Raw genomic sequence first — 18,659 nt, 5'->3', positions numbered from 1 at the left:
GCATGGGCGAGACCCTTTCCCTGCCGGCCGGCGCCAGGATCGGCGGCAGTGCGGGCACGGCGCCGCGCATCGCGCTGGTCACCGCCGATCTCGACCGCCATGCCCGCGACCTCTTGAAGGCTTTCAAGGCGGCCGGCGCGCGGGTGAAGGCGATGGAGCTCGCCGACATTTCCTATGACAGTGCCGCCCGCCACGGCCTCGTCCTGCCGCATTTCGGCGAGGACCTGCCGGACGCCGTCTGCGTCCGGACCATGGACGGCGGCAGTTTCGAGCAGGTGACGCGCCGGCTGGGCACGCTGCACGCGCTGTCCCGACTCGGCGTCCTCGTCTCCAACGATGCCCGCGCCATCGAGAACTGCGTCGACAAGTCGATGACGAGTTTTCTGCTCGCGCGTGCCGGTCTGCCGAGCCCGCGCAGCTGGACGGTGGAATCGCGCGACGCGGCCCTCGCCATCCTCGCCGGCGAGGCCGGGCCGCTGGTGCTGAAGCCGCTGTTCGGGGCGCAGGGCAAGGGGCTGAAACTGGTGCACGGGCCGGACGACCTGCCGGCCGAGGGGGCCATCGCCGGCGTCTACTACCTCCAGCGCTTCGCCGGGCGCCAGGACGGCGGCCTCTTCACCGACTACCGCATCCTCGTCTCGCACGGGCGCGTTGCCGCGACGATGATGCGCCAGGCCGGGCAGTGGATCACCAACATCAAGCAGGGCGCCACCGCTCTGCCGATGCCGGCCGATCCCGAGCTCGAAGCCCTGGCGCTGGCGGCGACGCGGGCCGTCGGCGGCGATTTCTGCGGCGTCGACCTCCTGCGCGATGCGACAGGCGCCGCCCAGGTGATCGAGGTGAACTCCATGCCGGCCTGGACAGGCCTGCAGAAGGCGAGCGGCGTCGACGTGCCGATGCTGCGGGCGCGCGATCTCCTCGCCCAGCTCGCCGCCCGCGCTTTGCCCCACGGCGCGGACGCGCTGGCACGGGCGGTCTAGCTTGCCCCTGTCGCCGGCAAGGATTGCGGCCCTCTACCGCGAGGCTTGCCATGCCGAATTGGACGCCCTGAAGCCGGGAAACGTGCACCGCTTTGCCGGCGGCCACGGCATGGATGTCGGCGTCTTCGAGGCGAGCGCCGAGGTCTCGGCGCCGGAAATGTCGGCACCCGGACGGGCGGTCGGCACGCGCGTGCTCAGGGCGGTCGAGGCGACCTTTGCCGCGGTCGGCATGAACACCAATCTCGGCATCCTCCTCCTCTGCGCGCCGCTGGCCGCGGCCGCTGAAAGGGCGTGCGTCGCGGCGGGATCCTCCGCCGAAGCGGCCTTGCGCGCCGCCCTGGCGGATGTTCTTGCGGGCCTTGCCGCCGACGACGCGCGCGACGCCTTCGCCGCCATTGCCCGCGCCTCGCCCGGCGGCCTCGGTACGCGCGGCGAGCACGACGTGCGGGCGGCGCCCGCCATCGGACTAGTCGACGCCATGCGAATCGCCGCCCCGCGCGACCTCGTCGCGCGCCAGTATGCCGACGGCTTTTCCGCCGTCTTTTCGGTCGGGCTCCCCGCCTTGAGGGCGGCGCGGGCGAAAAACGGCGACGGCATGGACCCGGTCGTCGATTGTTTTCTCGCCATTGCCGCCGCCTTTCCCGACAGCCATGTCGGTCGCAAGTTTGGCGATATCGCGGCGCAAGACCTGCAACTGCGCATGATCGCGGCACACAAGCATCTGGCGACGTTGCATAATCCCGGGGAACGCCTGGAATTCCTAGGGGATTTCGATGCTGCGCTGAAGCGCGAGGGCCTGAATCCCGGCACCTCGGCGGACCTCACCGTCGCCAGCATTTTCGCCGACGGCCTCGCAGACAGCTTGAAGATTGGGGGTGCGGATGATTGACTGTCCCCCGCAAGGGGCCATGTCCCTGCAGCAGCTATCTGGCCAACCGGTCCCGCAGGGGACGCCGTGAACAGGGATAGCCGTGCGACGGATCGAGAGGGATCTGTCGCCGGGAGGATCTTTGGTCGTTGGTACCGCGCTGGGCGCCCGCGGCCGAGGCTTTTCCCTGAAAAACGGAACGTGAGAACCGGCCCTCGAGGGTGCCGGGATGAATTTGTGTGAACCATCTCAGGAGGAATGAGTCATGGCGAAAATCAACAAAGTGATGGTCGGCGAATCGCTCGTCGGCGAAGGCAACGAAGTTGCCCATATCGATCTGATCATCGGCCCCCGTGGCAGCGCGGCCGAGACGGCTTTCTGCAACTCGCTGACCAACAACAAGGACGGCTTCACGTCGCTCCTCGCCGTGGTCGCGCCGAACCTGCCCTGCAAGCCCAACACCCTGATGTTCAACAAGGTGACGATCAAGGGCGCCAAGCAGGCCGTGCAGATGTTCGGACCGGCGCAGACCGCCGTGGCGCGCGCCGTCGCCGACTCGGTCGAGGACGGCACCATCCCCGCCGACGAGGCGGACGACCTGTTCATCTGCGTCGGCGTCTTCATCCACTGGGAAGCCGAGGACGACGCGAAGATCCGCGAGTACAACTACAAGGCCACCAAGGAGTCGATCGAGCGCGCCATCAAGGGCACGCCGACGGCCGCCGAAGTCGTCGCCAAGAAGGGCACCGCGGCCCATCCTTTCGCCGGTGCTTAGACAAGAGACCATCCCGGGGAAGACGACAAGCCGGCGATGAAAGCCGGCCTTCTCCGGCGATTGGCCGCCATCTTCGGATTCCAGTAGGAATCCACCGAACGGAAAAAGGGGCTTCGGCCCCTTTTTTGTTGGCACGGCATGGCTGGGGGTGGGTTTGCGGCGGCTGGCGATCGACCAAAGCTGTGACGCAGTTCATGTGCGTTCCGACGCAATCCCTTATCTCGGGCGCTATCCCATCAGGATAGTCATTCTCGGGCTTGACCCGAGAACCCATGCCGCAGCCTTTCAGCTGCCAAATCTCATCCCATCGACCCTCCTTCCGCCGGATAAGATACGGCCGATGCTGGGGCATGGGTTCTCGGGTCAAGCCCGAGAATGACTATGATCAGGGGATGGCACCTCGCTTGAACGCAATGCGGATGCTCGAGAGTTCGACAAAGTAGAGGAGCGGAAGAGCGCGAGGGCAAAGAGCAAGGGACATCATCCCCGACCGCCGTTTCCGCAAGGTGCCTCACCTCACGAAACGAGCCAGCGCCGCTCTATCGAGCCGTCCGTCATGCAGCGCCGAGGCGACGAGCGCGCCGGCGATGCCGGCGGACTGCAGTTCGTCCAGGTCGGCCGCGTGGCGCACGCCGCCGGCCGCAAAGACCTGCCGCCCGCCGGCCATGGCCTTCACCTGCGCCAGCCGGCCGAGATCGGGACCCGCGCCACTGCCGACTTTCGCCAGCGTCATCGCGATCACCCGCGCCGGCCAAAGGTCTGCGGCTGTCTCCAGCCCCGGTGGCCCGACAAAAGCGCTGCCTCGGTAGTCGAGCGACAGGATCGCGCGCGCCTCGTCGCGAAAGCCGGCGATCGTCTCGGCGCTGTCGATCGTCTCGCTGCCGATCACCACGGCGACACCGGGAGGGACGAGATGCGCCGCCACCTCCCCCGCCGTATGCAGGCCGGCATCGAGCCAGAGCTCGATCCCGGGAAATGCTGCCGCAAGCGCCGATACCGTGGCGACATTGGCCGGCCGGCCCTCGATGGCGTCGAGATCGGCGATGTAGAGCGCCTTGAAGGGAGCGAGGGACAGGAGGCCCCGGGCGACGTCCAGCGGCTCCGGCCTGGCCGAGAGCGGCGTCTCGATCGGGCGGTAGGCGGCACGGTTGCCCATGACGCCGCGCACCACGACGCCGTTCTTGATGTCGAGCACCGGAATGATCTGCACGGCCCTGTTCCTCCCCTGTCGGCGTCCCGATCCCGGCAGCCGGTTGGTTTCCCGCGCCGGTCGCCTTATACCAGAGGCCATCGCGGCGGGGCGACGGGATTTGCCGACCGTTCAAGGGGCGCCGCATCAGGGAAGTGGACGATGACGAGAACGCTGGGTTGGGATGTGGGAGGCGCGCATCTGAAGGCGGCGCTCGCCGAGAACGGCGAGATCCGCCGGGTCTGGCAGCTGCCGACGCCGCTCTGGAAAGGCCTCGATCCCTTGGAACAGGCGCTGGCGGCGATCCTGGCCGAGGCCGGCGAGGTCTCCGGCCATGCCGTGACGATGACCGGCGAACTCTCCGACGTCTTCACCGAGCGGGGCGAGGGCGTCGCCGCCCTCACCGCCATCGTCACCCGGCATCTGGGCCAAGGCGTCAGGCTCTATGCCGGCAGCCTCGGCCTGCTGCCGGCAGAAGCGCACGCCGCGCATGTCGGCAAGATCGCCTCGGCCAACTGGCATGCCAGCGCCGGCCTCGTCGCAGCGCGCATCGAAGCGGCGCTGTTCGTCGACATGGGCTCGACCACCACCGACATCGTCCCGGTGACGGAGGGCGCCGTCGTCGCGCACGGCGAGACCGATGCCGAGCGGCTGCTCGCCGGCGAACTCGTCTACCAGGGCTATACGCGCACGGCGCTGATGGCGGTCGCCGATCGCGTCGCCTTCGCCGGCGGCCAGACGCCGATCATGGCCGAACTCTTCGCCACCATGGCCGACGTGCAGCGCATTCTGGGCGTCCTCGACGAGGACGACGACCAGCATGCCGCCGCCGACGGCAAGGAAAAGACCGTCACCGCCTCGCGCGCCCGCCTCGGCCGGATGATCGGCCGCGACGCTTCCGAAGCGGACGAAGCCAGTTTCGAGCACCTCGCCCGCGCCTTTGCCGAGGCGCAGGTCCGCCGCATCCACGACGCGGCGCTGCAGGTGCTCTCGCGCGGCACGCTCCCCGGCCAGGCGCCGCTCGTCGTCGCCGGCGCCGGGCGCCCGGTCCTGAAGCGCCTCGCCGCCCGACTCGATCGGGGCGTCGTCGACTTCGCCGACCTCATCGACTGCCGCTCGGAACTGCGCGACGACACCTGCCGCGCCGCGCCCGCTGCGGCGCTGGCGATTTTGGCGCAGGAAGCCGGGTAACAATCCGTGGCCGGAGAGCCGGCGCCGCCTGACGCGCAATCTCTCGGCAATGCGGCGGTTCCGGCGCTTGGCCTATGATCAGCGCGGCTTTGCGCTCGGTTCGACCAACTGCAAGCGCGGTCGATGACGAGGGGCGAGCGTATCGTAGACCGCGCGCAAAGGGAGAACCGAGCGGATCTCCGGCAGATCGATCTCATCCGCGAGATCTTCGGATTTCTCTGCGTTCCACAATCCGCTCTCGTCCCGCCGGTAGAGTTTGACCGAGACGACCCCCGGCTCGACAAACAGGATGAGCCGCAGGGTCTCGAGGCGCTGATACTCGTCGAGCTTATCGGTCGTATCGACCTGGCTCGTTCCTGGCGACGAGACTTCAACCACAAGGGTCGGGCTTCCCGCAACCGTGGCGGAGGGATCGGGCGGCCCGCAGTCGACGACGACGTCGGGAAAGCGGATTCCGTCCGCGCCGGTCTGCACAGCCGTGTCGCTGGCGGTGGTCCGACACCCGCCGACCTTGGCTTGCGGCCCGAGGGACATGACGATGTTGCTGACGGCGACGTTGTGCCCCTGTTTGGCGCCCGCCATCATCTCGACGACGGCGCCGTCGACGAGTTCGAAACGCCCTACCTGGTCGAGGACCCAGTCGAGGAACTCTTCGGCCGACACTTTTGCCTGTTCAGGAACGTCCATGGGGTCCTCCCGCCGTCGGGCGAATCTACCACAGGACCGATCTCACTCCAGCATGACCGGCGGCCGGGCTGCTGCCGGCGTCGGGATCAGGCCGTCGGCGCAGCTTCCGCTGCCGCCAGATGCGCGATGATCTTTTCCATCAGCCAGTACCAGGCCTGGCGCTCGTCATCTCCGGCGGTCTTTGCGATGGCGATGTTGAGATAGGCGACCTCGGCCTCGATCTTCTCCGCCGGCAGCATCGACAGCCGGCTGACGAGGATCGCCGCCTCGACGATCGCGGCCCGCGCCCGGTTCATGCCGGTGAAGGGCCGGTGCTGACCCGAGCCGGTGACACGGCAGAAGAAGCGCGGCCGCTGGTCGTGCGCCTCGACCCGCTCGACCGTCAGGATGTCATGGGCCAGCGCCGCTTCGAGGCGCGGCACGGCGCAGCCCTCGACCGGCGTGAGCGGCCAGTCCTTGCGGCCGGTGAGGCAGCCGGCGAAGATCAGGGCGTCGTCGGTGTAGTTGGCGATGGCGACGCCGCCCGATTCCAGATTGTCGAGGGTTTTTGACGGCCGGAACGGCGCGATCACCCAGCCGTCCCCCTCCTCGATGATGCCGAGCGGGGCGATGTGCACGCGGCCGTCGGCACCGATCGTGGTCAGAATGCTTTCGCGGATATAGGGCATGGGGCCTCCGTCGTCCTGATGCCGAACCTGCCGGCGCATCCCGTTCCACTGCCGGCATGGCGCGGCAAGCGGTGGGGCTATTTTTGCGCTAGCCGCGCCGATCGTCTTCCGCGGCCACCGGCTCCGGGATTGCATCGCTTTCCTTCACCGGCGACGCCGCGCCGGTCTTCGGCTTCAGCGTATGGCCGGCCGATTCCAGCCGCGTCCGGTCGACGGGCTCGGGCGGCGTGGCGACGCCGAAATCGATCCGTCCATCCTGCGCATAGCGCTTGCCGAGCCGCCAGGCGATCTCGGCCTTCTGCAGTTCGGCGCCGAGATAGAAGGCGTGCGCGGCATCGTCGGCGACACCCAGATGCGGATAGAACTCGAAGGCGTCCGTCTCCACGCGGTGGATGTCCTTGTTGTAGACATGCACGCCATCGACCGCCGTCTCGATGCGGAAATTCCGGTCGCGCACCTCGGCCGCCTGCGCCGCGAGCTCGTCCGGCGTCGAGGCGAAGGGTTTGACGTCGTGCACCTGCAGCAGCCCCGATGAGTAGCCGCGCGGCAGGGCGCTGTCGGCACGGGCGGCGAACATCATCCGCCGCGCGGCGTCGTGCTCCTCGATCGTGCGTTGCGTGTGCGGGCTGACATGGACGATGAGGAGATGCCGGATGGCCAGTTCCGAGCAGATGCCGAGCAGCGTCGCGGTGACGCCCGAGGTGTCGGCGTCGGTCAGTTCGGTGAGGTTGCCCGTGCCCATCAGGATTTCGATGTCGGGGTATTTTTCGCGCAGGCGCTGGTAGCGCACCAGCGAGGCGGTGAAGCCGAAATGGATGGGGTCGAGGATGGAATCGGCGATGAAGCCGATGCCCATGGCGCGGGCCTTATCGATGGCCCGGCCGAGCGAATCAAGGTCGTGCGGGATGGCCGGCACGAGGATCGGCACGGCAGAACCCAGCTCGGCGATGTCGAGCGTCTCATCGCTGAGGCTGAGGAGGAAATCGGCGCCGGCGCGGGTGGCGCGGGAAAGTTCGTCGCGGCTCGCCGAATCGACGCTGACCTTCAGCCCCTGGCGCTGCAACTCCTGGATCGTCTCCTCCAGATGCGGAAAGGGCGTATCCGGCAGGCAGCCGAGATCGATGACGTCGGCGCCGGCGGCGCGCATGCCCAGCGCACGTTGAGCGATCGCGGCGACCGACATCGCCGAGGCGTCGACGATCTCGGCGAAGATCTGCATGTCGTGGCGCGACAGGTCGGGCGGCGCGCCCTTACGGCCGAGAAAGGCGGGAAGGTCGACGAGTTCGTCCGGCCCCCGCTGAAAGAGGACGCCGAACTGCCGCGACAGATGCTCGAGATCGGCGCGGCACCGGCCGGGCACGATCACCCGCGTCGCGGCGACCGGCTTCGGCAGGCGCCGCTCGATGATCTCGCCGGTCATCAGCGCCGCGACCTTCACGCCGATATCGTGGATCGCCCAGTCGAAATCGGTCGCCCCCAGGGCCGTCAGCAGCTTTTCGAGCCGCGGCCGGGCGAGATGTCCGGTCAGGAAGAGCAGCTTTTCGCCCGGCATGGCTCGTCGATCCCTCAGAGCCGGCCGGCGGCTTTGGTCATTCGGCGGCGTCGAGCATGGCCGGACGCCCGCAAATCTCATGACCGGGAATGCCGCCTTCTGCAAGCTTCAGGCCCGCCAGAGCGAGGTCGGCGGGACCGGCGACGTGCACCGGCGTGTCGGCATGCAGCATCGACAGAAAACTCTCGTCGACGATGCCGGCGCCGACGACGGCATCGAGGCCACTGTCCTCGGGCACATCGATCTGCTTGACGAGCAGCAGGCGGGCGCCGGGCAGCCGTCCGGCGAGCCAGGCGGACAGGCTGTCGGAGGTCACCGACCAGTCGCGGGCGATCTCGGGCGCCGCGACGGCGCTCTGCGCCGCCATCCAGACCGGAATCTTCCCGGCCTCCAGCGCCGCCGTCATCTCGGCCTCGCTGTGCGCCGGCACCATGCGGGTGCCGAGGCTCACCAGTGCCAGGCCGAACTGCACCATGGCCAGGATCGCCATGTGATGCGCCGCCTCGTCGCCATAGCCCATCTTGGTCTGGTATTTGCGCACCGCATTGGCGAAGGGACCGCCGCCCGGGACGATGACCACGGGGCGCGCTGCCTCCTCGATGGCCGCGATCCAGCGGGTGAAATCCGGCGAGGCGGCGGAGCTGCCGCCGAGCTTGATCACGAGAATATCCTGCATGTGCCTGTTCGCCGCGGGCGCGGCGCCCCTGTCCTCCCAGCTTTCGGGCACCCGTCGGGGCGCCCGTGGTGGGATGTTGTTTCCGGTCGCCGCCATGATTGCGGCGGCCTGTCGGTCATCATAGGGCGGCAAGGGGGCAGGTTGTAAAGCGCCGATTGCGATCCCCCGCCGCGTCATCACGCACTGTTGCGGTGAAGGATCACTGATATTCCAAGAGGTTACGGGCGCCGGATCTCGATCCCGACGGCCGCCGGGCCGAGCTCCAGCTTCTCGACCCGAACCATGACGGCGGCGACACGGCGGTCGGCGAGGACCGCCTCGGCCAGATCCTCCGCCAGCGTCTCGACGAGGTCGGTATGGCCACGGGCGACGAGGCCGCGCACGGCGTCCATGATCAGGTCGTAGGAGTAGATGTCGGCCATGGCGCTGGGCGCGGACGAGGTCGGCGCCACCGACGCATCGACGCTGAAGCGCACCTTCTGCGTCCGCCCCCGCTCGAAGCCGTAGGCGCCGATCTGCATGTCGAGGGTGAAGTCGCGGACGAAGATACGGTCTGTGCGCGCGCCAGACGCCGCAGCCGGCGCGCGCGCCGGGGCGGGCGACGCCTCGGCGTCGATCAGGGCGCGAATCGTTTGCACCGCATCGAGGGAGAGCCCCTCCTCGCGCCGCCCGGTCGTCAGGGCGCGGCGAAAGCCGAGATAGTCCGGCTTCAGCACGCCGAGCCGGGGCACGTCGGGCGCCTCCAGCGAGCCGGCGAGGCCGCAGACGAGGTTTTGGGCCCGGCAGGCGGCGACGAAATCGCCGAGCTGGTGCACGGACAGATGCTTTAGCAGGCCCCCGCTCTCCTTGCCCATCGTGTCGATCATCGCGCCGTGGAAGCCGGCACGGGCGAGGTCGGTCAAAAGGGAGAAATCCGGATCGCCGTCGGCGAAGAAGACGGCGATGAGCGGGGTCTCGGCCGCCTGCGCGGCGAGGCCGAAAATCACGTCCTGCCGATCGTCGCGGCTCGCCGGAAACAGGCCGATCTTGACGAAGTCAGCCGCCGCCCGCGCCGCGACGGCTTCGCGCACGGCATTCGCTTCAATCGGCAGGTCGCCGGCGACGGCCGAGACCGGCCGCCGTCCGGCGACGCGCGCGATCGTCGCCGCCAGCACTTCGGGCGAAACGGCGCCGAGCGCGCCGCGACGCGGATCCTTCAGATCGATGACATCCGCCCCGCCCTCGAGCGCCAGTTCGGCCTCCTCGGGGCCGGTGACGCTCGCCAGAAACTTCATCATTGCGCCGTCTCGATCGCCTGGAACTGCTTCTTCAGCGTGTTCTTCCACAGCGCCTCGATGCCGCGGCCCCACATCTCGTCATTGTTGCCGCGGATGTCGGCACTGCCCTGCGCAACAAGCTTGCCGGTCGCGACCTCGTGGCCATAGGCATTGATGTTGAGGATGAGGTTGGAGACCTTCTGGACGGTACCGATGACGACGATGTCGGCGCCCAGTTGCTTGCCGAGCGCCAGGACGCAGCGCTCGCATTTGCTGAGGGTCTGCTTTGTGGCCTCGGCCGCCACGGGGGCGACGTCGATGACGACGAGGTCCGGCTCGCCGTCGATGTCGGCGCGCAGTTTCGGCGCGAGCAGCGTCAGGCGCTCCGTCTGGGCCGGATTGACGCCGTTGATCTCGCCTTCGAGGCTGGTGTCGATCAGCTCGAAGTCGAACACCGCCACCTTCTTTTCGGCCGCCGCGGCCGGCAGGGCCATCAGGGGGCCGACCATGGCCAGAAGCAGAACGGGAAAAAGTCCGCCTTGTCTTCGCATGTCGATTTTGCTCCTCATGCAAGATCTGGCGCCCGCCGTTCGGGACACTTAGCGCCGCTGCGCCGACAGACAAAGAGAATTCCACCGGCCAGCGCGCCGGGGGCGACGCACCTGGGAGGGAAGCGCGATGCGCGACAGCACGATCTGCGCCGGAGGGCTCGCCGCCGTCCTGGCTCTCGGCCTTCTCGCGGCACCGGCCGCGGCGCAGACAGCGACGCCGGCGCCGGCGCCGGCCGCGCCCGCGGCGACCGCTGCGGCGCCGGCGACGATCAAGATCGGCTTCCTGCGCAGCTACGAGCCGACGCTGGCGCTCTCCGTGCTCGACGAGCCGCCGGAGGACATCGGCCTGGCTGGCGCCAACGTCGCGATCGCCGACAACAACACCACCGGCAAGTTCACCGGCCAGAATTTCACCCTCGAAACGGTGACGCTGAAGCCCGGCGAGGACATCACCCCGGCCCTCGACAAGATGATCGCCGACGGCATCCACTATGTCGTCACCGACCTGTCGGCGGCAGACACGCTGAAGGTCGCCGACGCGGTCGCGCCGAGCGGCGCTCTCGTCCTCAATGCCGGGGCGCTCGATGACAGCCTGCGCGAAGAGAACTGCCGCGCCAACATGCTGCACACCGCCCCCACCCGCTCCATGCTGGCGGACGGCCTCGTCCAGTATCTGATGTGGAAGCAGTGGCGGAACTGGGTGCTGATCTCCGGCAGCCACGACAACGACAAGCTGTTTGCCGATGCGCTGAAGAACGCGGCGAAGAAATTCGGCGGCACCATCGTCGAGGAGCGAGTCTTCGAGGACAAGGGCGGCGCCCGCAACACCGATTCCGGCCAGGCGCTGGTGCAGCGCCAGATCCCGGTCTTCATGCAGGGCCTGCCCGAGCACGACGTCGTCCTCGTCGCCGACGAGAGCGAGGTGTTCGGCAGCTACATCCCGTGGCGCACCTGGGTTCCGCGCCCCGTCGCCGGCTCCGCGGGCCTGCGGCCGAGCTCCTGGCATCCCGCCTCCGAGCAATGGGGCGGCGCGCAGATCCAGAACCGGTTCGAAAAGGCGTCGGGCCGCCGCATGCAGTCCAAGGACATGCAGGTCTGGACGGCGATCCGCGTCCTCGGCGAGGCGGCCTCGCGCACCAGTTCGGTCGACCCGGCCAAGATCGACACTTTCATCAAGGGCCCCGATTTCACGGTCGCCGCCTTCAAGGGCCAGCGCCTGACGTTTCGCGACTGGAACTGGCAGTTGCGCCAGCCGGTGATTCTCGGCGACCAGACCTCAGTGGTCTCGGCCTCGCCGCAGGAAGGTTTTCTGCACCAGAATTCCGAGCTCGACACGCTGGGTGTCGACAAGCCCGAGACCAAGTGCCAGTTCTGAGCCGGTTCCGTCAGTCTGGCGGACGGTTTGCGGCGAGCCGGCCCACCGGCCTATGATGGTGCCGCAGAACGCCGCATGAGAAGGGTTGACCCGTGTCGCTGAGGGGCAGGATCGCCGCCACGATCGCCATCGCCACCCTGGTGATGCTGATCGTCGGCGGCGCGATGAGCGTCTTCCACGCCCAGCGCCGGATCGCGGCGGAAATGGATGCCGCCGGAACCGTCGCCGGCAATGCGCTGACCCGGCTGATCGCCGAGCTTCCGGCCAGCCCCCGCCCGCAGCACGATCTCGAGGGCCTGGTGCGCACCTTCAACGGCGACCGCCATGTCCGCATCCTACTCGTCGACGCCTTCGGCCGCGTCCGGTTGCAGTCGAGCCTGGCGATGCCGTCGCTGCGCCTGCCGCCCGCGCTGGAGCGCTTCCTGGCGCCGCCGCAGCGCACCCGCCTCGTGCCCCTGCCGTCCGCCGCCGCGCCCGTGGTCGCCGCCATGCTGGTGGTGGCGCCGATCAACGAGATCGCCGAGGTCTGGAGCGAGCTGACGACCAATCTCGTGCTGCTGGCGGTGTTCGTCGCTTTGTCCTTCGGCCTGGTCTTCGCCATCGTCGGCCGGGCGCTGGCGCCACTCGGCGAGCTCGTCTCCGCCTTCCACCGCATCGGCAAGGGCGACTATGCCGTGGCGCTCGCGCCGCGCGGGCCGCCGGAACTGGCCGCGCTGTCGCGCAGCTGCAACGACATGGCGGCCCGTCTGCAGGAAATGGACCGCCGCAACCGCCGCCTCTCGGAACAGCTGATGCGCCTGCAGGACGAGGAGCGCGCCGGCCTCGCCCGCGATCTCCACGACGATGTCGGGCCCTTCCTCTTCGCCATCGACGTCGATGCCGGCGGCATCGTCAGCCGCGCCGGTGCTGACGGCGAGGACGACCGGGGCGAGATTCTCGAGCGGGCCGAGGCCATCCGCCGGGCGGCGCAGCATGCGCGCCAGGAGGTCCGGCGCATTCTCGGCCGTCTCCGCCCCGGGCTGCTCTCCGGCATCGGCCTGAAGGGCACGCTCGATCACCTCGTCGCCGATTGCCTCGGCCGTCATCCCGGCACCGCCTTCCGGCTCGACGTCACCGAGGCCGATCTCGGCGCGGAGACCGAGGCGCTGCTGTTTCGCGTGGTGCGCGAAGCCGTCAACAACGCACTGCGGCACGGGCGCCCGACGGCGATCGGCATCCGCATCCAGCCGCAAGCCGGCCGGGTGTCGTTCCGCGTCACCGACGATGGCGGCGGCTGGCCGACCACCGGCACGGCCGGCGGATACGGGCTGATCGGCATGCGCGAGCGCGTCGAAGCGGCAGGCGGTGTCCTGACGCTCGGTGAGATCGCTATTCCGCCCGGCATCAGCGTCAGCGGTTTTCTGCCCGGCGACCCGCTGCTGGCGGGCCTCAACGATGTCGCCGCGCAGCCGGCGTCGGATGCCTTGCCGGCGCTCTCCGAAGGCGCCGACGATCCCGCGCCGCAGCGCCGGCGCTCGGGCGTCCTCGCATGAAGGTCCTGATCGTCGACGACCATGTCGTGGTGCGCGAGGGCGTGCGGCGTCTGCTGGCGAGCCTGCCGGCGAGCGCCGTCTTCGATGCCGAGACGCCGTTCGAGGCGCTCGACGCCTTTCGCCGGCACCGGCCCGACATCGTCGTCCTCGACATCAACCTAAAGGGCGGCAGCGGGCTCGACGTCCTCAGACGGCTGCGCGCCGACGATCCGCAGGCGCGGGTCGTCGTCTTCTCCATGTATTCCGACCTCGTCTACGCGACCTCGGCGCAGCGCGCCGGCGCGCTCGGCTATGTCTCCAAGAGCGCCCCCTCCGAGGAGCTTCTCGTCGCCATCCGCCGGGCGGCCCGCGGGGAGACCTATGTCGACAGCGAGACGCGGCAGGACATGGCCGAGGCTCCGGCGGCAACCCGCAACCTGTCGGCGCGGGAGCTGGAAATCCTGCACATGCTGGGCGACGGCCGCAGCCTGTCGGAGATCGCCGAGGGCCTGGGCGTCGCCTACAAGACGGTCGCCAACACCTCGACCCGGATCAAGGAAAAGCTTGGCGTCGAGCGCACCGCCGATCTTGTCCGCTTCGCCATCGAGACCCGCGGCGGACGGCTGATCGACCCCGGCGCGTTCTGAGGCACTGACCACCGAGGCCTTGCGGGCCCGAGGCTCTGGCCTGCGGCTTTCGTCAGCTTTCCTGCAGGACGGGAACTTATCCCATTTCCCGCCTTCCCCGTGCCGTCTAGCCTTCTCGTGCGCGCCGTCGTCCCGCTTCAAGCCGTTCCCAAGGCGGCGACCCACGGGATGACGGCGCGCCTGAAACCATCGCCCAGACGGGCCGGGTTGCGGAAGTCCCTCGTCCGACGGCAAAGCCGCTGCGAGCCCTTCCCGACGCCGCCACGAGATGGCAGGGTCGGGCCAGAATAGAGTTCCGCCCATCGGAACCATCGGGAGGAAGTATGCGTACACTCGCTCTGGCGGCTCTCGCCTCGACGCTGCTGATGTCGGCAAGCCCCGCTTTCGCCTACAAGATCTTCGTCTCGAACGAGAAGGGCAACGACCTCACCGTCCTCGACGGGGAAAGCTTCGAGATCATCCATACCATCAAGACCGGCCAGCGGCCGCGCGGCCTCGTCAGCAGCCCCGACGGCAAGCGCATCTATGTCTGCGCCAGCGACGACGACACCATCGAGATCTTCGACGCCGTGACCTACGAGAAGCTGGGCACGCTTCCCTCCGGTCCCGATCCCGAGCTGATGGTCGTCTCGCCGGACGGCAGCAACATGTACATCGCCAACGAGGACGACAATCTCGTCACCGTGGTCTCGCTCGCCGACGGCGCCCGCCTCGCCGAGATTCCGGTCGGCGTCGAGCCCGAGGGCATGGGCATCTCGCCCGACGGCAAGACGATCGTGAACACCTCCGAAACCACCAACATGGCGCATTTCATCGACCGCGACAGCCAGGAGATCGTCGCCAACGTCCTGGTCGATTCGCGTCCGCGCTTTGCCGAATACAAGAAGGACGGCTCCGAGATCTGGGTCTCGGCCGAGATCGGCGGCACGGTCAGCGTCATCGACGACGCGACGAAGGAGATGAAGCACAAGATCACCTTCGAAATTCCCGGCATCTCCTCCGAATCGATCCAGCCGGTGGGCGTGCGCCTGAACGCCGATGGGACCAAGGCCTATGTCGCGCTCGGACCGGCCAACCGCGTCGCCGTCGTGGATGCCAAGACCTACGAGGTGATGGAATATCTTCTCGTCGGTCAGCGCGTCTGGCAGCTCGCCTTCTCGCCCGACGGCTCGCATCTCTTCACCACCAACGGCATTTCCAACGACATCTCGATCGTCGACACCTCGAACGACGAGGTGATCCGGTCAGTCCAGGTCGGCGAGCAGCCCTGGGGCGTCGCCGTCGGCGCCTTCTAGGACCGCCGCGTCCTCGGCAGCCTCCAGGATCGCACCCGGAGCTCGCCAGTTCCTGCGGACGGGCGGGCTCCGCCTTGCCACGAAGGCTCGGATGACGCTGCGGCTCTTCGGAAAAGGGGCGTGGCGGCAAGAATACGGCGGGCCGGGATAACCGGGTCGGTCGCAAAGCCGGCTCGACCGGACGATGATCAAGGGGAGACATTTCATGAGAACATTCTGGCTGTCGCTGATGGCGACCACACTGGCTTTTGCCCCGATGACGGCGGCAGTGGCGCAGGACGGCAAGATCCTGCTGGCGCAGGCCGACGATGACGACGACGACGACGATGCCGCCCCGGCGGCCGCCGCCGGTCCCTCGCCGATGGCCCCCGCCGAGGCCCCGGGGAAGGGCATGCCGGCCAGCGCGCTGAATGCCAAGAAGCTGGGGCTCGCCGACGTTTCCCTGTCCAGCCAGGACGTGCCGGAGCTGATCCTCGGCTCGGCCGAAAGCGAGTTCGTCACCAACCACAAGCACTTCGTGCTGCGCGCCGGCCAGGGCTACCGCTGGAACATCACCTCGGCGGCCGGGCTCGAATACAAGTTTCGTGCGACCGATTTCTTCCGTAATGTCTGGTTCAACCAGATCGTCATCGACGATCTCGAGATCCACATGGCCGGCCCGCCGGCCTGGCTGGAATTCGACGCCATGGGAACGATCGCCATCCAGTTCACCTCCATTCGTCCCGGCGACTACGAATGGCACATCGACGGACTGGACGGGGCACAGGACATGAAGGGCACGATCACGGTCGTGCCATAAGGGGCAGCATGGGCTCATTGCAGAAACGCCCCGAAACACGCAGCGAGGGGCGGTCCGTTCCGGCCCTCGACATCTCGGGCGTCAGCCACTCCTATGGCGAGCGGCGGGCGCTCGACGACGTTTCGTTCACGGTGCCGCAGGGCAGCTTCACCGCCCTGCTCGGGCCGAACGGCGCCGGCAAGTCGACGCTGTTCTCGCTGATCACCCGTCTCTACAACACGCGGGCCGGCGAGATCTCGATCCTCGGCCACAAGCTTTCGCAGGAACCCGGCGAGGCGCTGCGCCGTCTCGGCGTCGTCTTCCAGGCCCGCACGCTCGACCTCGACCTGTCGATCCGCCAGAACCTCGCCTACCACGCCGCGCTGCACGGCCTGCCCGGCCGCGTCGCGCGGGCGCGGACCGAAGAGATCCTGCGCGGAAGCGACCTCATGAAACGCCTGGGGGAAAAGGCGCGCAACCTCTCCGGCGGCCAACTCCGGCGCGTCGAGGTGGTCAGGGCCTTCATGCATTCCCCCGAACTCATCCTCTTCGACGAGCCGACCGTCGGTCTCGACATCGGCTCGCGGGCCGAGATCGTCGCCGAGGTTCGCCGCCTGGTGCGCCAGGAGGGCGTCAGCGTGCTCTGGGCGACCCACCTGATCGACGAGGTCGAAGCGAGCGATCGCGTCGTGGTGCTGCACAAGGGCAAGGTGCTGGCCGAAGGCGGCGTCGCCGCCATCGTCGCGGAACAGGACGCCGGCTCGATCCGCGACGCCTTCGCCTCCCTCACCGGCCTCGCCCGCCCCGATCTCGGCAACACGCCGCCGCTGGAGTTGCAGCCATGAGCGAGGCGGCGCTGCACACGCCGACGGAGAAACGCGTCCGCACCGGTTTCACCGCCAGTCAGTATCTCATCTGCTTCTGGGGCATCGTCTGGCGCGAGGGCCTGCGTTTCCTGCATCAGCGCGAACGCTTCATCTCGGCGCTGGTCCGCCCGCTGCTCTGGCTGTTCATCTTCGCCGCCGGCTTCCGCCAGGTGCTCGGCGTGTCGATCGTGCCGCCCTACCAGACCTACATCCTCTACGAGGTCTACATCACGCCGGGTCTGATCGGCATGATCCAGCTCTTCAACGGCATGCAGTCCTCGCTTTCCATGGTCTACGACCGCGAGACCGGGTCGATGAAGACGCTTCTCGTCTCGCCGCTGCCGCGCTGGTTCCTCCTGGTGTCGAAGCTCGCCGCCGGCGTCGTGGTTTCGCTGCTGCAGGTTTACGTCTTCTTTGGCATCGCCTGGTTCTGGGACGTGCGCCCCCCGGTGTTCGGCTATCTCACGGTGCTGCCAGCGCTCGTGCTCTCCGGCCTGATGCTCGGGGCCCTCGGCATGCTCCTGTCCTCGCTGGTAAGGCAGCTCGAGAATTTCGCCGGGGTGATGAACTTCGTGATCTTCCCGATGTATTTCGCCTCGTCGGCCCTCTACCCGCTCTGGCGCATCCTGGAATCCAGCCCCCTGCTCTACCGCCTGTGCCAGGCCAATCCCTTCACCCATGCCGTCGAACTCATCCGATTCGCGCTCTACGGGCAGATGAACCTTCCGGCCCTCACCGTCGTTCTCGGCTGCACGGTGCTCTTTCTCGGCGGGGCGATCCTGGCCTATGATCCCGGCCGGGGCGTGATCAGCCGCAAGCGGCAGTAGCCATGGCCGCCCCCGGCGGGTGGAAAGCGGCAGACCGCCCCACCCTCACGAGAATGCATCCTGGGAGGATGACGATGACATCGACACGACGGATCTCCGCAGCCTTGAAGCTCACGGGCCTTCTGTCCTGCGCGGTTTTCGCGCTGACTTCCCCGCAGGCCTCGGCTCAGACCACCCCCCGCCCGATCCCGGAAGGGTTCGTCCTGCCCGGCCCGCCACCGACCAATGCGCCCGCCGGCACCGGCTCAGGCGCCCCGGCTCCTGCCGCGCCTCCCGGGGCCGAGGCCGCGCCGCAGGCCGTGGTGCCGCCCGCAGGTCTCGTTTCACGCCCGATCGTCGGGTCGCTGGCGGCCGCGCCGGCCGCCGTGGCCCCGACCGCCGGGACGACACAACTTCTCGGAACGGTCAGCGGCAGCGAGCACATCTGGCCCTGCGTCCAGCGCAAGGTGGATCAGGTCTCGGCCGCCCAGGTCTGGCCCGGGCCACCCATCGAAACCGCCGAAGGCACGGCGCGCAGCGACGCGATCAGCCAGTTCGTCGCCTCGGTCGCTCCTCGCCGCGTGCCCCTCGGCGATGCCGAGGCCAAGGCCCGCGAGTTCGTGCGGTCGATGCCCGAGAGTGACAGAAGGACCCGCGCGACCGCCGCCTTCGCCGAGCTGCTGGCCACCCTGAACGCCGAGCGCACCGCCATCATGAACGGCATCGAGCGCTACGGGGCCCGGCAGCAGGCGCTGGCGGCCCGGCTGCGCGGCGAAAACGCCGCCATCGGCGAGATGCGCAACAAGGGCGAGATGAGCAAGGCCGCCGACGCCCAGGAGGCGCTGCTGTGGGACACGCGGCTGTTCGAGGAGCGGCGCAAATCGCTGACCTATGTCTGCGAGGTGCCGGTTCTGATCGAACAGCGCCTGTTTGCGCTGGGGCGCGCGATGAGCGGCGAGCTGTAGCCGTCGCGCCCCTGCCCTCCTGC

Annotated in this window: 19 protein-coding genes; 12 read left to right on the top strand and 7 right to left on the bottom strand. The window is 68.5% G+C overall.

What is annotated here, in order from left to right; translation table 11 throughout:
* Positions 1-2 precede the first annotated feature (2 nt).
* From IEX88_RS21950 to fae, 3 genes are all read left to right on the top strand, one after another.
* Positions 3-980, top strand: a complete 978-nt coding sequence (locus IEX88_RS21950; RefSeq protein WP_188854628.1) for an ATP-grasp domain-containing protein — start codon at positions 3-5, stop codon at positions 978-980.
* Between the two features lies 1 nt (position 981).
* Positions 982-1,869, top strand: coding sequence for a triphosphoribosyl-dephospho-CoA synthase (locus tag IEX88_RS21945; RefSeq protein ID WP_244640429.1), 888 nt, complete (start codon positions 982-984; stop codon positions 1,867-1,869).
* 244 nt (positions 1,870-2,113) lie between these two features.
* The gene (gene fae, locus IEX88_RS21940) at positions 2,114-2,623 is read left to right on the top strand and encodes a formaldehyde-activating enzyme (protein WP_188854627.1); all 510 of its coding nucleotides are present in this window, start codon (positions 2,114-2,116) and stop codon (positions 2,621-2,623) included.
* 511 nt (positions 2,624-3,134) lie between these two features.
* Here the strand turns inward: fae and IEX88_RS21935 are convergent.
* Positions 3,135-3,833, bottom strand: coding sequence for a HisA/HisF-related TIM barrel protein (locus IEX88_RS21935; RefSeq protein WP_188854626.1), 699 nt, complete (start codon positions 3,831-3,833; stop codon positions 3,135-3,137).
* A gap of 141 nt (positions 3,834-3,974) precedes the next feature.
* Between IEX88_RS21935 and IEX88_RS21930 the strand changes: the two genes are divergently transcribed.
* Positions 3,975-5,003 (top strand): hydantoinase/oxoprolinase family protein, encoded by a 1,029-nt coding sequence (locus IEX88_RS21930; protein ID WP_188854625.1) that lies wholly within the window; start codon positions 3,975-3,977, stop codon positions 5,001-5,003.
* 78 nt (positions 5,004-5,081) lie between these two features.
* Here IEX88_RS21930 and IEX88_RS21925 read toward each other — a convergent pair whose 3' ends face one another.
* From IEX88_RS21925 to IEX88_RS21900, 6 genes are all read right to left on the bottom strand, one after another.
* Complete coding sequence (locus IEX88_RS21925; RefSeq protein ID WP_188854624.1) at positions 5,082-5,690, bottom strand: Uma2 family endonuclease; 609 nt, start codon at positions 5,688-5,690, stop codon at positions 5,082-5,084.
* Positions 5,691-5,776: 86 nt separating this feature from the next.
* A complete protein-coding gene (locus IEX88_RS21920) occupies positions 5,777-6,358 on the bottom strand; it encodes a DUF447 domain-containing protein (RefSeq protein ID WP_188854623.1) in 582 nt (193 codons plus the stop codon).
* Between the two features lie 88 nt (positions 6,359-6,446).
* Complete coding sequence (locus tag IEX88_RS21915) at positions 6,447-7,910, bottom strand: DUF6513 domain-containing protein (protein WP_188854622.1); 1,464 nt, start codon at positions 7,908-7,910, stop codon at positions 6,447-6,449.
* A gap of 37 nt (positions 7,911-7,947) precedes the next feature.
* Positions 7,948-8,586 carry an amino acid kinase family protein gene (locus IEX88_RS21910; protein WP_188854621.1) on the bottom strand — a complete coding sequence of 213 codons (639 nt, stop codon included), beginning with the start codon at positions 8,584-8,586 and terminating at the stop codon, positions 7,948-7,950.
* 218 nt (positions 8,587-8,804) lie between these two features.
* On the bottom strand, positions 8,805-9,863 hold the full coding sequence (locus IEX88_RS21905) for a (5-formylfuran-3-yl)methyl phosphate synthase (protein ID WP_188854620.1): 1,059 nt from the start codon (positions 9,861-9,863) through the stop codon (positions 8,805-8,807).
* On the bottom strand, positions 9,860-10,393 hold the full coding sequence (locus IEX88_RS21900; RefSeq protein WP_188854619.1) for a DUF3280 domain-containing protein: 534 nt from the start codon (positions 10,391-10,393) through the stop codon (positions 9,860-9,862). The genes IEX88_RS21905 and IEX88_RS21900 overlap by 4 nt, the downstream gene beginning before the upstream one ends.
* Positions 10,394-10,520: 127 nt before the next feature.
* On the opposite strand from IEX88_RS21900, the gene pedA1 reads away from it, so the two are divergent.
* The 8 genes from pedA1 (at position 10,521) to IEX88_RS21860 (ending at position 18,636) form a co-directional block, all read left to right on the top strand.
* The gene (gene pedA1 / locus IEX88_RS21895; protein WP_188854618.1) at positions 10,521-11,768 is read left to right on the top strand and encodes a lanthanide ABC transporter ABC transporter substrate-binding protein PedA1; all 1,248 of its coding nucleotides are present in this window, start codon (positions 10,521-10,523) and stop codon (positions 11,766-11,768) included.
* 92 nt (positions 11,769-11,860) lie between these two features.
* Complete coding sequence (locus IEX88_RS21890; protein WP_188854617.1) at positions 11,861-13,300, top strand: histidine kinase; 1,440 nt, start codon at positions 11,861-11,863, stop codon at positions 13,298-13,300.
* Positions 13,297-13,926: a response regulator transcription factor gene (locus tag IEX88_RS21885; RefSeq protein ID WP_188854616.1), complete on the top strand. Its 630-nt coding sequence runs from the start codon at positions 13,297-13,299 to the stop codon at positions 13,924-13,926. Before IEX88_RS21890 ends, IEX88_RS21885 begins: the two co-directional genes overlap by 4 nt.
* 323 nt (positions 13,927-14,249) lie before the next feature.
* Positions 14,250-15,221, top strand: a complete 972-nt coding sequence (locus IEX88_RS21880) for a PQQ-dependent catabolism-associated beta-propeller protein (RefSeq protein WP_188854615.1) — start codon at positions 14,250-14,252, stop codon at positions 15,219-15,221.
* A gap of 205 nt (positions 15,222-15,426) precedes the next feature.
* Entirely contained in the window at positions 15,427-16,020 is a 594-nt protein-coding gene (locus IEX88_RS21875) for a cupredoxin domain-containing protein (RefSeq protein ID WP_244640428.1), read from the top strand.
* Between the two features lie 8 nt (positions 16,021-16,028).
* Positions 16,029-16,844: a lanthanide ABC transporter ATP-binding protein PedB/LutE gene (gene pedB, locus IEX88_RS21870; protein ID WP_188854614.1), complete on the top strand. Its 816-nt coding sequence runs from the start codon at positions 16,029-16,031 to the stop codon at positions 16,842-16,844.
* Positions 16,841-17,692: a lanthanide ABC transporter permease protein PedC gene (gene pedC / locus IEX88_RS21865; RefSeq protein WP_188854613.1), complete on the top strand. Its 852-nt coding sequence runs from the start codon at positions 16,841-16,843 to the stop codon at positions 17,690-17,692. Before pedB ends, pedC begins: the two co-directional genes overlap by 4 nt.
* 74 nt (positions 17,693-17,766) lie before the next feature.
* A complete protein-coding gene (locus tag IEX88_RS21860) occupies positions 17,767-18,636 on the top strand; it encodes a hypothetical protein (RefSeq protein WP_188854612.1) in 870 nt (289 codons plus the stop codon).
* Positions 18,637-18,659 lie beyond the last annotated feature (23 nt).

This window comes from Aureimonas glaciei (genome assembly GCF_014643375.1).
Taxonomy (GTDB): domain Bacteria; phylum Pseudomonadota; class Alphaproteobacteria; order Rhizobiales; family Rhizobiaceae; genus Plantimonas; species Plantimonas glaciei.
Note: the sequence above shows the minus strand (reverse complement) of the source record. Positions and strands in the feature narration are given on the sequence as shown.